Raw genomic sequence first — 14,529 nt, forward strand, 5'->3', positions numbered from 1 at the left:
TATGCAGAATTTGGTGGATATTATCGAAGCAAATTTACAAAAAAATCTTTATGGTAATGTTTATTATTTGAAAGATGGTGAGTTCGAAGAAGTAATTGCGTATACAAAAATTATTGAAGATGCTAAGCATTTAGCTACCTACTTTAAGAATCATTTTAAACCCCAATCGCGAATTATATTGCTCTATCCGCAGGGGACTACCTTTATTTCAGCACTATTAGCTTGCTTTTATGCCAGAATGGTAGGGGTGCCTACTTATCCTTTTCAAAATGCAAAGCATGCTTATAGGTTAAAGCGAATTATAAGTTCTTGTGCGCCTGCTCTTATTTTAGGTACTCATAAGACAATTAATGACATAAAAAATTTTGCAGAATTTAAAGAGTATAAATTTAAAGCCTCAGATACCATTTTAAACGAGGAAATGAGCAATAATGACTTTACTATCCAAACTAATTGGCGTGAAGATGATTTAGCTTTTCTACAATATACTTCGGGGTCAACAGGATATCCGAAAGGCGTTATGGTTAGCCATAAAAATCTAATGCATAATCTTTTTACTTTAAAGAACAGTTTGCAATTTAGTGAAGAAAAGACCTCTGTAGTTTGGCTACCTTTTCAACATGATTTGGGTTTAATTGTTGGAGCCTTGTCTTCACTCTATAATGCTAATAAATTGGTGATACTGCCTCCCGTATCAGTTATTCAAAGGCCTTATGTTTGGTTAAAAGCACTTAGTGATTATCAGGCTTATTATACTGCTGGACCCAACTTTGCCTATCAGCTTTGTATTGACAAAATACCTGAAGAACTTCTAACGACACTAGATTTATCATCGATTAAATATGCTACTGCAGCTGCTGAGCCTAACCGATATGCTACAGCAGCTGCATTTTGTAAGAAATTTGCGAAATATGGCTTTAAAGAAAATGCTTATTGTGTTGGCTATGGTCTTGCAGAAGGGACACTTCATGTTGCCACCAATTCAATTGGCAAGCATTTCTCATACAAAGAAGTTTCTCATAGTGAACTAGGTAAATCATTTATAAAAGAGCCAGTAAATGATAAAGATCGACAAATACTAATGGGTGCTGGTGTTCCTCATCCAGAGCACCGTATTGTTATTGTTAACCCTGAAACACAAACAAAATGTAAGCCTTATGAAATAGGGGAAATTTGGGAGCAAAGTCAAAGTGTTGCACAAGGCTATTGGGACAATGAAGAAACTACTCAATCAACTTTCAGAGCTACCTTGCCAGACGAGCAAGGTTTTTTTCTCCGTACTGGGGATTTAGGCTTTATAGATGGTGATCAATTATTTATTACAGGGCGACTTAAGGATTTAATCGTTATTAATGGTCGTAAAATTTATCCTCAAGATATCGAGTTAGCGGTTGAAGAAAGTCATCCTGATATTAAAAATAATTGTGTAGCTGCTTTTAGTATCGATAGAGATAATAAGGAATGTATTATAATTTGCGCCGAAGTTTCACGTGCTGCAATTGGAAAAGACAATACTGAACTTGTATTTCAAATCAGGCATGCCGTGGGCAAAAAATTTGAAGTAGATATTGCCGATATTAAATTGATACGCCCAGGCCATGCTTATCGAACGACAAGTGGAAAAATTAAACGTAATAGTACTAAAGAGGCTTATTTAAACAATCGTTTAGTTTGCGTGCCAGTTTCTAAAGAAATAAAAATAAAGGCGGATGAAAAGAAAGTACAAGAGCAGCATTTCAATGGTAAAGATCAATTAAGAAAAGTATTGTGTGATGTTTTAGGTATAAGTGATATTGAAGATAATCAACATTTCATGGATTTAGGCGGGACGTCGTTACATGCGAAAATGTTGCAGCAGCAACTTGAAGAATGTTTTGGAGAAAAATATCAAATTCCTGCAACCATTGCTTTTGATTATCCTACCTTATCTGAATTAAACAATTATTTTGGCCAACTAGAAAAACAAACTTAAGAGCTTAATAAAATAAAAGGAAAACCTTGATTACGCGTTGCTGCATCAAGGTCAATTAACCAACGTTATTACCTATATTTCTAATAATTTTCTAATTTTTATTTAATAACCAATCTTCAAGAGTTAATGCAAAGCGAAAATGATCTTCCCAGATATTATTAATTTTTAGATAGCGAGGCGAAAATCCTTCTTTCAAAAAGCCATTTCTAGTTACCAAATGAATGGAAGCTGTGTTACGAGGTTGAATATTTGCTTCAATGCGATGAAGATCTAAAGAGGTGAATACCTTTTGCAAAACAAGCTTTAGAGCTTGGCTCATTAAACCCTTGCCAGCATGATTTATACAGGCATAATAGCCTAAATAGCCGCTTTTAAAGACGCCACGCATAATACCGCTAATATTAAAAACACCAATAATCTCTTCGTTCTGATCCCAAGCAATAAAATATCGCTCGCTCTCCAGTCTACTTCTACTTAAATAAGTTTGGAATTCTTCTGAAGTGCAGGGAGCCGATATAAAAGGAAAATGAAAATGACGGCTAATTTGCATGGTATTAATAAATATAGCTTCATCTTGGGCAGCGGGTTCGCGTAGTTGGATCATCTCTAGCTCAAATTGCAATTAAATTATGAAATATATATAGCAAATGTAGCCTTGATGAAGCAAAGCGTAATCAAGGTTTATTTAGCTTTTTCTTGCCTATTATATGATTTCATTATTCTAAATGAAGGCCCTGACTACGTTATATACCAAGGCCACATTGTTAATTATTAAATACAAAGCTTATGCTCATCTTGTTTAATTAAAGAAAATAGATTGAAGTTTATCACTTCAGCTCGTATAACAAAGGTTTCCATATAATGCTTAATTAATTGCTGCGGATCTTGTTTAGAATAAGCAGGGTAGTTATTTTCCTTAAGCAGTTTATCTAAGCTATCGCGAATGGCTTCATATTCACCTGTTAAATGTATCATACTAATTTGATCGCGAATAAAATAAATAGCACCCGCCAGTTCTGGCGCAGAAAGCGGCTGCTGGCTTAATTCGTCAAACCAATTAATTAAATCTTTATACTGTTGAGTTGGTTTTTTCTTAAATAAACCAAAACAACAAGCTCTTCCTTTATGATGATCAATATAAAGCTCAGCTTCTGCAAGAAGATACTTTAACCCCATGCAAAAGCGTGCACGCTGTAGTTCTTCTAATCGTCTATCCGCTTGCAGCACATTGTTATAGGCAGTTGCAATAAGATTTTGTTGATCCTGCAAAAAGTTTTTTTGTCCTTTACCTAAAATGACTTCTAAAAGGTGTGCATATTTATCAATAACGGTTGCTGCTAATTGGATATTAATCGTTAATACTTTACGGCTGTTAGGATCGTCTTCATCCTTTGGTTGAACTTTCAAGTAGAGTTCAGCATTTTTGAGTACTTCTTGCAGATAATCATTTCCTTTCCCTTGAAAAAGATCACCTAACAAATTAATAAGTTCACCTATTTCGCTTACAGATGGCATAGGCAACATAGACTTTACTTGTTTATATTGCATAATAGGTTCTAAATTGATTTTACTCTGATTTAACTTGCTTGCTTTAAGCTGACTTTTAACTTTATCACAAGTCTCAATAAAATCATGTAAGCCATCAACTTCTTCAATTGTTTTTAAATTGAAGTCTTTTAACAGCGGATTTAACTTCCTTCGTATTATATTTAAATCATCTAGCATTGACTGATTTTCTTCTACTTTAAGCCGCATAGTTAATTCCTTTTATTGTCTAGATATCAGTGTAAAGTACAATAGTAAATCCTAGCAATCTTACTCCTTTGATAAGTTAAACCAAGTCAAGCAATTTATCTTCTTGTTAATAGCTAAGGAAAACACACATTTCTCAAATAGAAGTAGTTAAACAATTCGTTACTATTACCATTCTAACTTAGCTAAAAATGTTAAAGATAAGTCCATTTAATATTTACAATACTATGTAAATAAATTTTAAAAATTTAATTGTACAATTTACTTGAAATGATAAACATCCCGCCATATAGTTTTGATAAATTCATAAATTTAGAGGGAGCTAATCTTATGAATAAAAAATTAAAATTTTGGCTAGGAGCCTTAACGTTCACTATAGAATGGCAAAAGAGTTCCGGTCGGTGTGATTGTATTTACAAAAAACCTTTTGAAGAGCAAGTAAATAAATTAAAAAAACTGGAATCTCATAGTTAATGAAGCCTATTTCTGCCAATGGTTCACTCGCAAAAAGACGCGCTATTGTTTTTTTAGTTATCGGCGCTATACTTTTTTCTCTAGGGCCTGTACTAATAAAATTAATGGTAGAGCGGAACCAGTATTACGGTATTTTCAACCCTGGGGCAATTTCATTTTGTAATGTTCTTTTTATAGGCAATCTTTGTGCGGGAATAATTATATTAGTTTTTCACAGTTTTACAGACATTCTCAAGGAAATCATCAATCTGCCTCGTAAAACAAAATTTTATTTATTTGCCATTACCCTGACTAGCACCGTATATCCAGCATTAATTTTTATTGCATTGGAATATACTACAGTCATTAATTTAATTCTTATTAGCCGCTTTAATGGCATAGTATACATGACATTGGCTTATTTCGTTTTGGGGCTTCGATTAAGAAAACTAGAGATATTGGGTTATCTGATTATTGGAATTACCGTCATAACCCTTTTGGTATACACCAATAAAGGATTTCATTTTTCTTTAGGTGATTGGCTAATCTTAAGCGCAGCTATTTTCTTTGCTTTTAACGAATTACTAAGCAAAAAGTTATTACCTGGCTGCTCTATCCCAACCTATGTATTCAGCCGAAATTTTATTTCCGCAATCATTTTTTTCTGCATTGCTGTTATCCTTTTGGGCCCTGGCCATTTTATGGAAGCTTTTGGCCGTAATTTCTGGATTTTGATGCTACTGTATGCGGGCGTTGCTATTGTATTGGCACAAATCTTTTGGGTGAAAGCGATAAGCGTTCTTCCACTCACTTATGTAGCTAATATTAATTTATTAAATCCAATTTTTTCCCTTGCATTTGCTTTTTTACTACTGCAAGAGTCCCCTCATTCCAGTGAATGGTTAGCCATCATCATTATTACTCTTAGTATCATTTTACCGAAATTAAGTCGAAAACCTCAAAACCAAAGCGCAAGACCCATGTCCACGCTCTCTATTGATACTTCATTAGTAGGAAAATAATTGACTATTAACACTAAACAGGTTTCATATCCATAAGGATAAATTAGGTTATAAAAATATAAATGATGTCAAGAATTTAAAAAGCTTCTTCTAAGTATCCAATCACTTCATTGCGCCATTTTTTTAATAACTTAATATTATGCAAACTTTCTTGTAGTGTTACTTGTTCTTTTAATGAGGTATGTGGATGTTGAATTAGTGTATTTACTGTGTTGATTTGATACGTATAAGCAGATAAATCACTTGTTAATTTTATCTCCCTTGGCTTTTCCTCATTATCTAGATAGACACGGAAAACCTGCTCACCCATTGTGGGAAACCAAGGATTAGTGAGCATTTCTAGGCGACCTTTACTGCCCCATACCATAAATTGCCAACTCATTTCTAAGCCATCTGAAACGGTGATTGCTGCTATAGATTGATCATTAAATCCCAAAATGACAGAGGCGTGGGTATCATTGTGAGAGTGCTCGGAGTTTTTAACACCAAATGCTTTTAAATTAACAGGTTCAGCATTTGATAAGTATTGAATTAAAGATAATGGATAACAACCGAGATTATAAATAGCACCTCCTGCAACTGGATTAGCCAGATGGGCTATTTTTGCTGTATAAGCGGCTTGGAAGAGCTTGATTTCACCAATCAACTTTTGCTGCAAAAGGGTTTTGATTTCTTGGATAAGAGGATGACAGCGATACATAATAGCTTCCATACATACTAACCCTCTCTTTTTAGCAGTGGTCATCATATTAAAAACCTCCTTCTCATCGAGAGCCAAAGGTTTTTCACATAAAACATGTTTGCCAGCTTCCAAGCTTTTTATCGTCCATTCCTTATGTAAGTGGTTAGGCAAACCTACATAAATAGCATCCAAATTTGGATCATCAATTAAGGCGGTGTAGTTACTGTATATCTGTGAAATAGAAAATTTTCTAGCAAAATCGTTTGCTTTAGACAGATCTCTACTAGCAATTGCTGTAAGCTGTCCTTTTGTAGATTCTGCAATGGCAATTGCCATTTGTTGAGAGATAAAACTTGTACCTAAGATTCCCCATTTAACGTTGCTTTTAACCATGGAATTTTAATCCTTATAAAATATTTTTTTCGCTGATTAAATTGTGGATTGTATGATGGCTTCTGCCTCGACCTCTACTAAGCAGTTGCCTACAAGTTTGGCTTGTACTAGCGTATTGACAGGTTTAATTAACTTAAATTTAAGGCCATGTACTCTAGCAACGCTTTCCCAGTCGGCAATATTTTCTACATAAAATCGTGTCCGTACCACATCTTGTAAGGTGCCGCCTAAGGTAATAATTGATTGTTCAATTCGATTTAAAATAAATTCCATCTGCTTTTTAGGATCATTTTTACCTACAAGGCCGGCCGGCTTAGTGGCGGTTGTTCCTGCAATATAAATATGCCTTCCTATCCGTATAGCACGGGAAAAACCGCCCATTTCTTCCCATATGGTTCCTGTTGAATAAGTTTGCTTATTAAGTTCATCCATGCAGATTTTGTCTCGCTTAGAAAGTATTTTTCTGATAATAATTATTTTAAGCTCTATTTCCAATAACCACTTAAATCTTCGCAGCAAACTATTCTTGCGATGAATGATTTTAGGTAAAGCTTAACCTAATCAGGTTGTGAGTAATAGCACAGTGAAATTAATCTGAAAAATTATCAATATGGCCTCTCCATAACTTGGGTTATTAGCAGTAACTTAAGCCATTATTCTCAAATTAACATTTACTACCTTTAATACAATTATAAAGGTGTCCATAAGTGCATAAATGATGTTGTTTGTTGCAATAACGATATGAACCACCTGATTTCATACAAGGCTTAAATACATTTCGGCTACAATACTCATAGCTACGTATTCTTCCACTTCCAATGTAATCAGTGGCTATGTTGAAAGTCTTTTGTGCACTCGTTATATTGACCTTAGAAGTCTCAGAAGTGACATTTATATTAGTTGCAGCGCTAGTGGCGCCAATTAAGGAAAATGTCAATATGCTAATTAGACCTAACGGTTTCAATGTGTCCATTTGAATTCTCCATGAAATAATTTCTATTATTGAAACGAGGTTGCCTTGTATATTATAGCATAATAGTGTTTATAAATTGACCATAAAATACTAAGGAATTCAGCTATTCTTACCAATTCTTTAACACTATTAAAAACAAGGTTTTAGCGTTTGACCTACTGCTTGATTAGTTGGTTAATCAACTATTAAAAGTTATTTATTATCAATAACTTATATTTAAAATAATGCCTGTAAAGAATTCGAATTATATTTTAGTATAACTATAATTCACTATGTATAAATATAATTCATCGCTCAATAGGTGTATTAGTAGTTAAAAGAAATCTTTTTCTTGCTAGGGAGGGCAATTATGATCAGGAAGAAGCTAGCAAAAACCTTATTTTCACCTATTATATTTGGATTTGTTGTTTTTACCACTTCAATAGAAGTTGCAAGCGCGGATGAGCTCTGTAAAGGTGCATGTCAAACTAAATATTCCAAATGCCAACGGGTTTGTAAAGGTGATGACGAATGCTTGTCAGATTGCCAAAGTGCTCATGCTCAATACTTGGAGAAGTGTGGAGAAGGTAGTCATTCAGGCGGTGGATATCACGGCGATGGACATCTCGGCGGACATCATGGTGAATAAAGTTCCCTCTTAAATTTTCTATAATGTAAGCTGGGCTGGGCCCAGCAATTTTATTTTTGTTTCATAGATTAAGGCCAAGCTTAATTTTTCAATGATGATTAAATAGCCTAAAAACTTGTTTTAGAATAAAGAGGTTATATTAAAACAGGCCCTTAAACGTAATCAACGTATTGAATTTAGAACAGATTTTTATCTGATCTTTTTCAAGGAAAGCTAAACCTAAGGTATAGGTTCCCGAAATTTTTGTTACATCTGCAAAAGAAGCATATCCAGAATTATCTAGTGCTCGATTTTTATAGTAATTACCTACATCTATTCGCAACATTTTATGTGTTTTGATAAAAATAGTTTCCCTTGTATTACTTAATACTAAAAACGTGCTTTGTGGTAGTAAACTTTGTTCAGTTGATTGGGTTAACCATCCTTTTACTGTCAGCAAATTTCTTACTACTAGGGGTTGATGAGTCAGGTTCATTCCATTAATGAAATCAATGCTGCCCTCACATTTTAGGGCAGTTGAAATAGTATATTTCTTAGCTGCATTCAATAGTTTGTCAAATTTGAGTGTGCCTGACATATCCCGCTTTGGTGTAGCAATAGTTAGTTTTTTAAACTTAATATCGTAAACATCTCTCCAATGTTCTTTATGATTAATGGGTGAGATAGAAAATGATGATACCCTAATTAATATCGGACATGTAACATTTTCTGATCTCACTCTAAATCTGACCGATTATCTTTTAAGCTCATGAGAATTGTTCATATTACCTTTTAGAAGAAAGGAGCTTGCAAGATAACCATATTTGATAGCACTAAATTTTCATCACAGCGAAGTAGCCTTGATGTAGCGTAATCAAGGTCTAAGAAATAATAAATATCCCGATTGTTGAACCAAAGTTTTATATACATTTACAAGATAGGCGCCCTAGGTGAATTGCGAATGATATTTAACGAATAAAAACCTTGATTATGCTGCGCTACATCAAAGCTACGCTTCTAAATTAAGCTATGATTTTATTATGTAAGCGAATTTGAACATTTTATTTGTGCAGGGGATATTTTTAATGGCGCATAAACATAAAATATTCGTTATAATTCTCATTTTATTAATCAGTGTTGGTTTAATTATTTTGAATTAAATCTAAAAATATTTTTTTTGCTGTTATTAAAGTGAGCAATTTCACGCGTATATTCGGTAAATTGATCCTTACTATAATTTTTAATAGTTGATCGCCAGAAACGATAAGCACCTTCGTTCCTTGGTATAATCATAACTTCCCAAACGCCGGGAAATTTTTTAAAGCATTGTTCGGCAATATATCGACCAATGCCTTTATGTTTAAATTTTCGAGCAACAAAAAATTGCGCCATATTAAAATCAATGCTGGGTTCGCTTCCTTTTTTATCAACTATAGCAAAACCAATTAGTTCATTTGCATAACGGATTATAAATGGAAAAGAGCTTTCATCTTTCCAATATTTTTCAAAATCAATACACTCATATAAGCCATCTTCAGGAATTTCCCAACCTTCTTCATGTCCAAGATATTCACTCATATCATAAACATAAAATCTAGCTAAGTTTTGTATAGTAGGATGGTCTGTTAAAGTAGCAGGAATAAGTTTTATTTTGTTGTAATCTATTAGAGTTTTTTGAATTTCGTATAAGGCTACTTCACTATTCCAGTGATGTGCACGTCCTACATAATTCATATTTACTTTTTCTAAAACGCGACGTGAATGTTTATTATTAGGATTAATGACAGCAACTAATTTATTAATAGTTAGGTGTTGAAATCCCCAATTAATAAGTGCTTGTGCAAGCTCAACGCCATAGCCTTTACCCCAGACAGCTTTAATGAGCGCATACCCTACTTCAATTTCAGGCTGAGTATCGTCATAAGCTAGATAAATTAATCCAGCTCGTCCAACAAAAAGGCCACTTTCTTTTTCAAATACACACCCAAGGCTAAACATATGCTTCTCTTGATGAGCTAGTGCTTTCTCTAAGCCACTCATCACTTCCGAATGAGTACGTACACCCTGCCCAATGTACCTCATGACCTCAGCATCCATTTGCAAAGCGTATAAATTAGCAAAATCTTCTAATTGCGGGGTCTTGATGATTAAATTTTTCGTTTCTAAGAATACGCTCATGCTGTTAACTCATTATTCATAAAATAAAGCCATACTAGTTTGATTTTAATACTGGCTCCAGTACGCCAGTATTTTAATAAAGATATTCTATCAAAAAATCATAAAGCAATTGCCAATTTATTATTTCTCTTACAATCAGCTCAATTTAAGTTAACACTGTTTTTTTTAATTTATTTCTTGCTATTTCTTAGATGGTTTATTACTTTACCCAAGTTTATGATAAATGGAATTTTTTTATGTTAGAAACGCCTCTATTAGAAGTCATCCAATCCAATATCTTTGCTAAATACCACTTACCACTTATAAAACAAAAAACGCCAGATAAAAATAAGTATTGGGATTTTCTAACCCCGCAACAATCTTATGGCGTATTATCTGCCTGTAGGCGAGCTGCATTGATTAATATTTTGTTTAATATTCTCGAAGAGACTCAGCCTGACGCTGCAAATCTAATTACTCCAGAAGATTTATTTTATTTGCAAATTGTGGCTTTATTTGCTCACTCCATTTGGGAAAATAAATTAAATGATGAAGGAATTTTAGCAATTAAAGTTAATTGTCAAAATTTTTTAAAAAGTATTGGTGTCACTCATGCGCTTGCTCATCAATTTGCTCAGTTGCTTGATCCCACCGAAGTAACCTCTCAAAACACAAAGCAAAATTGGCTAAAAATCATTCTTAACAGTGCTGATTCGCTGAATAATATGCGCAAAGCAAATTTAATGTATAGTATTCATAAAATACCTTTAGTCGTAGAATTAAAAAAAATTGATAAACAAAACTTAATAGAAGAACTGGCTAAAGAAGTATTAGATATGCTGGTTTTGCAGCACGATATTGGGGTTAATGGTGTCCAGGTTATGGATGAAAAATACGATCTAATTTATGAAAGACGCGGTATTCATCCAAAGTCAAAGGTCAAGCTTCATTACGAGTACTCTAACAATTGTTATGGGGACGTTATAAAAGATATAAAAAAATTTCCCATGTTATCTCAATACTATAAAAACGATACGTTACCTTTACGCAAGGTAAATTTATTAGAAGATATAAGGGTTAAGCAACGAGACGAAATAAGACATTCTGCTCCCACGATAAGGATTAACAATGATTTTCTCTTTAAATCATTACGCGGTGACAATGCAAATTATTTTTTACAATTTATAGATGGTGTCATATCGCCTTTTATTCATCATCCTTTGCGCTTTAAAAGTAAAAAGATATACACAGTGGATGGCAAAGGGGTGCATTTGCGCAGCGAAAAAACACCTATCTATAGTAAAGAACAGAAAAAATTATATTCGAAAAAACAGTCTACAACCTACGGCATGCCTGATTTACAACCTAATCCATTTAATTTTTCTGAAGAAAAAGTTAAAACAGTGGGGGTTATCTTTTTTGATATTATGAAGAACGCACTACTAGCTGATCATTTATTAACACGTGATGTCGGCTCTTCTGTTCGTCCTAATGATTTTAATTTTTTGCCAGAAGCTGAGCAATATTTTAAACAGCGAGTTAATAAAGTTTTATTTGCAAAAGATAATATAGAAGCATTTAAGAATGCTTTGCGTAATGAAAAAAAATATAAATATCACAATGAAGTCTTTGCTCATTTGCGCTTTACTGCAGATGATAGCTGCCAAGTATTTATTAACGTCGATACGTTAGAAGCACGATTATTAGCTCAACTTTACGCCAGAATGATTTATGCGCGCTTAAGAAATGTCAATGAGTGCCTACCCGATTATGACGTTAAGATTTGCTACTATATGCCTACATCGTCCTTGCACTTAAAACAATATACCCAGCAAGAGCAACTGTTAGATATTGCTGAGGCCGAAGAAATCTTACAAAACGATGAGTATTTACTCGAAAAGATAATAGAAAATAATTTTGAATTGTTATTCTTCTTACCTGCTGAATTTCTTATTAAGTATTTAAATAAGAATATAGGTGGGCATACTTTAATTATCCAGATTCTAAGTCAAGGTTACTTACATATTTTAGATTTTTTCATAGAATTAAAATTACTGGACGCACCAATTCTAGAAAAATTAATTGTTATGCATGTTCAAGAATTGCATGACACAAAAACACTAATCCAAATTGCCTATTTTGCAATTAAAAAAGATAGGCCATTTATTTTTCAGCAAGTTTTGGAAACACTGTCTAAGCAACCTGACTATGAAAATTACATTAATGAAGCGGTTAATGTGTCAGGTGCCAAAGTGAACTTATTACAATTGGCATTTAGTATACAGAAAGAGAATTATATTCATGCTTTATTAAACCTAAAATCGATTAATATTAATCAGGTAGATAGTGACGGTAATACTATTTTACATGATGCGGTTTTAACTGGCGATGAATATTATGTACGATTGGCCCTTGATTTAGGCGTTGATAGTAACGCAGCAAATAGTAAGGGTTTTACTGGGCTACATTATGCAGTTGCATTTGGTCATTGTAATATTGTTCGCCTTTTATTATCGCAATCAACTTTTACACAATTTAATGCAGAAGTTGAAGTTTCAAATGGAATTTATAATCAAAAATTATCATTGCTTGAATTAGCTGCAGTACAAGATCAAGTTGAGGTGTTAAAAATACTGCATCAAGATGGCCGTTTTGATTTTAGTAAAGAATATGGTTTTAAAAGAACGCTGCTATCCGTGGCAGAGGATAACCCTTTAACCTTAGCTTATTTATTAACCTTACCTGAAATCGATTTCAAAAAGAAAGATGTTAAGAACTACAGTGGTGGGAAAAACGCGCTACATAAAGCCGCAGCGAATGGTTTTGTCGATGTAGTAAAGATGCTGTTAGAAAAAGGCATGCCAATTAATGATACGAGTTGCGACAGAAAAGAAACAGCACTCCATTTTGCCATTGGCCCTGAAAAGAACGATGATGTCAGTATAGAAGATAGGATTGAAATTATTAGATTATTGTTTACTGCTGGTATCGATAAAAATGCAGTTAACTCATCAGGAGAAAGTGCACTAGGCTTAGCAGTTACTAAAGATTGTGCACCCCTGATAAAATACTTAGTAGAAAATGGCTGCAAGGTAAAAGGAATCAAAATATCTCTATTGGAAGCTGCTTTGGAACGGCACAATCATGCAATTCCAAAATTAATAAAATATGAAATCCAAGCGAAAGCAAAATTGTTTGGCCGTTTTTTTAAGCATGAACATAAAGAGAAGCAAGAAATAACCACTGCTCCAAGTGAATCCTTAGACAGTAAAACAACCCTAAACAATTAGTTGATTTTAACAAAAGTAGGTTGGGCTAAACGAAGTGCAGCCCAACAAATTATGAATTGGTTAGCGACTACTCTATGATTGACGCTGTTGGGCTGTGCTATGCTTATTTACTTTCTTTAAGAGAAATTAAATCTTTTAGCAACACTGTCAATGATTTTATCTTTAGCTTTTTTAAAAAAAGATAACCTTAAGTTTAGGTGACTGGCAGAATCAGGGTTAACTGTACTTGCGTCGTTAACATGTTGGTCATCTTCTAACGGGCTTTGTTTAGATTTTTCAATTTTTTTAGTGTTGATAGAAGGCAGAAATTGATTCATTAGCTTTAATAAATCTGCAAAGGTTTCACCAACTTGTGTTACCGTCTTTTTCCTAAGTAATATTGGTGGCAGAAATTTATTATGAGTTCCATTGTGCTTATAATATGGCTGGCCTGTCATGCCATTACTGGCTCGGGCAAAATCCAGTAAAATATCATTAAATTCTTTTACGTAATTAGCCTGTAATAATCCTGACAAATTCTCAAGATTATTTTTATTGATCCTATCAATATTACCCCAGCATCTAACCAAGTCACTATGATGACTTAAGTCAAGCACTCCTTTGACTAATCTTGATTTATTTATCTGTGTCGATTTATCCCCTTCATAACCTTGATGAGGAACTGACGTGGTAAATTCTTTATCTAAGATGGGTATGTAATGACACATACTAAAGGCAATATTGTCAACAAGGGCTGCATTAAATTCAACTGCCTTAGCAATTTCAGTAAAAATTAAAGCTGATCGCTCTGCATTACTGGGATCACTAATCCCACCCCGTTCATTAGTTCTGCCTGCTCTAAATAAAAAAGCTGCCAACATAACAGCTTCTCTTTCTTCATTGGTAAGACGCTGTAGCGCATTTTGGATTTCTGGTAAACCAACGGTAGCAATAGTCTCTAATAAAAATTGAGTATTGGCTGCCTGTCTTAAACTGTGGCCTACATCATGATTGGGGCGATAAATAATGACACCATCAACTTCCATAAAATTATGTTTTATATCTACATAAGGAATGTTAATGATGTTAGCTGCGAGTGCTTGATAGAGTGGCGTATGAAATTCTTTTTTCAACCAATACTTTTTCCAGTCTGGATCAATAGTAATGGTTGCCTGATAAGGATTATTGTGCGATGAAGTAGAGGTAATGACCAATGTATCCATAATGATTCTGAGTCTAACTGCTTAGT

13 protein-coding genes are annotated in these 14,529 nt (G+C 33.8%); 5 read left to right on the forward strand and 8 right to left on the reverse strand.

Annotation, left to right across the window (positions count from 1 at the left end):
* The first annotated feature begins 1 nt into the window (after nt 1).
* On the forward strand, nt 2-1,972 hold the full coding sequence (locus DYH30_RS02600; protein ID WP_115330160.1) for an AMP-binding protein: 1,971 nt from the start codon (nt 2-4) through the stop codon (nt 1,970-1,972).
* A gap of 91 nt (nt 1,973-2,063) precedes the next feature.
* Here the strand turns inward: DYH30_RS02600 and DYH30_RS02605 are convergent, their stop codons facing one another.
* Nucleotides 2,064-2,576, reverse strand: a complete 513-nt coding sequence (locus DYH30_RS02605; RefSeq protein ID WP_115330161.1) for a GNAT family N-acetyltransferase — start codon at nt 2,574-2,576, stop codon at nt 2,064-2,066.
* A 167-nt stretch (nt 2,577-2,743) separates the two neighbouring features.
* Nucleotides 2,744-3,727, reverse strand: a complete 984-nt coding sequence (locus DYH30_RS02610) for a hypothetical protein (protein ID WP_115330162.1) — start codon at nt 3,725-3,727, stop codon at nt 2,744-2,746.
* A gap of 327 nt (nt 3,728-4,054) precedes the next feature.
* Here DYH30_RS02610 and DYH30_RS17895 point away from each other — a divergent pair, with 327 nt between their 5' ends.
* Together DYH30_RS17895 and DYH30_RS02615 are read left to right on the forward strand one after the other, a co-directional pair.
* Nucleotides 4,055-4,198, forward strand: coding sequence for a hypothetical protein (locus tag DYH30_RS17895; protein WP_160116143.1), 144 nt, complete (start codon nt 4,055-4,057; stop codon nt 4,196-4,198).
* Complete coding sequence (locus DYH30_RS02615) at nt 4,198-5,199, forward strand: DMT family transporter (protein WP_115330163.1); 1,002 nt, start codon at nt 4,198-4,200, stop codon at nt 5,197-5,199. The genes DYH30_RS17895 and DYH30_RS02615 overlap by 1 nt, the downstream gene beginning before the upstream one ends.
* Nucleotides 5,200-5,275: 76 nt before the next feature.
* Here DYH30_RS02615 and DYH30_RS02620 read toward each other — a convergent pair whose 3' ends face one another.
* The 3 genes from DYH30_RS02620 to DYH30_RS17815 all read right to left on the reverse strand — a co-directional run bounded on the left by DYH30_RS02620 (nt 5,276) and on the right by DYH30_RS17815 (nt 7,247).
* Nucleotides 5,276-6,274, reverse strand: coding sequence for a Gfo/Idh/MocA family protein (locus DYH30_RS02620; protein ID WP_115330164.1), 999 nt, complete (start codon nt 6,272-6,274; stop codon nt 5,276-5,278).
* A 36-nt stretch (nt 6,275-6,310) separates the two neighbouring features.
* Complete coding sequence (locus DYH30_RS02625) at nt 6,311-6,706, reverse strand: RidA family protein (RefSeq protein ID WP_115330165.1); 396 nt, start codon at nt 6,704-6,706, stop codon at nt 6,311-6,313.
* Nucleotides 6,707-6,938: 232 nt separating this feature from the next.
* Nucleotides 6,939-7,247, reverse strand: a complete 309-nt coding sequence (locus DYH30_RS17815; RefSeq protein ID WP_131740671.1) for a hypothetical protein — start codon at nt 7,245-7,247, stop codon at nt 6,939-6,941.
* A gap of 349 nt (nt 7,248-7,596) precedes the next feature.
* On the opposite strand from DYH30_RS17815, the gene DYH30_RS02630 reads away from it, so the two are divergent.
* A complete protein-coding gene (locus DYH30_RS02630; protein ID WP_115330166.1) occupies nt 7,597-7,875 on the forward strand; it encodes a hypothetical protein in 279 nt (92 codons plus the stop codon).
* A 139-nt stretch (nt 7,876-8,014) separates the two neighbouring features.
* On the opposite strand, the gene DYH30_RS02635 is transcribed toward DYH30_RS02630, so the two are convergent.
* A complete protein-coding gene (locus tag DYH30_RS02635; protein WP_115330167.1) occupies nt 8,015-8,593 on the reverse strand; it encodes a hypothetical protein in 579 nt (192 codons plus the stop codon).
* 407 nt (nt 8,594-9,000) lie between these two features.
* Nucleotides 9,001-10,032 (reverse strand): GNAT family N-acetyltransferase, encoded by a 1,032-nt coding sequence (locus tag DYH30_RS02640; protein WP_115330168.1) that lies wholly within the window; start codon nt 10,030-10,032, stop codon nt 9,001-9,003.
* A gap of 236 nt (nt 10,033-10,268) precedes the next feature.
* Between DYH30_RS02640 and DYH30_RS02645 the strand changes: the two genes are divergently transcribed.
* Nucleotides 10,269-13,301 (forward strand): ankyrin repeat domain-containing protein, encoded by a 3,033-nt coding sequence (locus tag DYH30_RS02645; protein ID WP_160116144.1) that lies wholly within the window; start codon nt 10,269-10,271, stop codon nt 13,299-13,301.
* Between the two features lie 116 nt (nt 13,302-13,417).
* Here DYH30_RS02645 and DYH30_RS02650 read toward each other — a convergent pair whose 3' ends face one another.
* Nucleotides 13,418-14,503 carry a SidE phosphodiesterase domain-containing protein gene (locus tag DYH30_RS02650; protein ID WP_115330170.1) on the reverse strand — a complete coding sequence of 362 codons (1,086 nt, stop codon included), beginning with the start codon at nt 14,501-14,503 and terminating at the stop codon, nt 13,418-13,420.
* Nucleotides 14,504-14,529 lie beyond the last annotated feature (26 nt).

The organism is Legionella busanensis (genome assembly GCF_900461525.1).
Taxonomy (GTDB): domain Bacteria; phylum Pseudomonadota; class Gammaproteobacteria; order Legionellales; family Legionellaceae; genus Legionella_C; species Legionella_C busanensis.

Coding starts and splice junctions, on each gene's coding strand:
- DYH30_RS02630 (WP_115330166.1), top strand. CDS start 7,597: ATGATCAGGAAGAAGCTAGCAAAAACCTTATTTTCACCTATTATATTT.
- DYH30_RS02615 (WP_115330163.1), top strand. CDS start 4,198: ATGAAGCCTATTTCTGCCAATGGTTCACTCGCAAAAAGACGCGCTATT.
- DYH30_RS17815 (WP_131740671.1), bottom strand. CDS start 7,247: ATGGACACATTGAAACCGTTAGGTCTAATTAGCATATTGACATTTTCC.
- DYH30_RS02650 (WP_115330170.1), bottom strand. CDS start 14,503: ATGGATACATTGGTCATTACCTCTACTTCATCGCACAATAATCCTTAT.
- DYH30_RS02645 (WP_160116144.1), top strand. CDS start 10,269: ATGTTAGAAACGCCTCTATTAGAAGTCATCCAATCCAATATCTTTGCT.
- DYH30_RS02620 (WP_115330164.1), bottom strand. CDS start 6,274: ATGGTTAAAAGCAACGTTAAATGGGGAATCTTAGGTACAAGTTTTATC.
- DYH30_RS02610 (WP_115330162.1), bottom strand. CDS start 3,727: ATGCGGCTTAAAGTAGAAGAAAATCAGTCAATGCTAGATGATTTAAAT.
- DYH30_RS02640 (WP_115330168.1), bottom strand. CDS start 10,032: ATGAGCGTATTCTTAGAAACGAAAAATTTAATCATCAAGACCCCGCAA.
- DYH30_RS17895 (WP_160116143.1), top strand. CDS start 4,055: ATGAATAAAAAATTAAAATTTTGGCTAGGAGCCTTAACGTTCACTATA.
- DYH30_RS02605 (WP_115330161.1), bottom strand. CDS start 2,576: ATGATCCAACTACGCGAACCCGCTGCCCAAGATGAAGCTATATTTATT.
- DYH30_RS02625 (WP_115330165.1), bottom strand. CDS start 6,706: ATGGATGAACTTAATAAGCAAACTTATTCAACAGGAACCATATGGGAA.
- DYH30_RS02600 (WP_115330160.1), top strand. CDS start 2: ATGCAGAATTTGGTGGATATTATCGAAGCAAATTTACAAAAAAATCTT.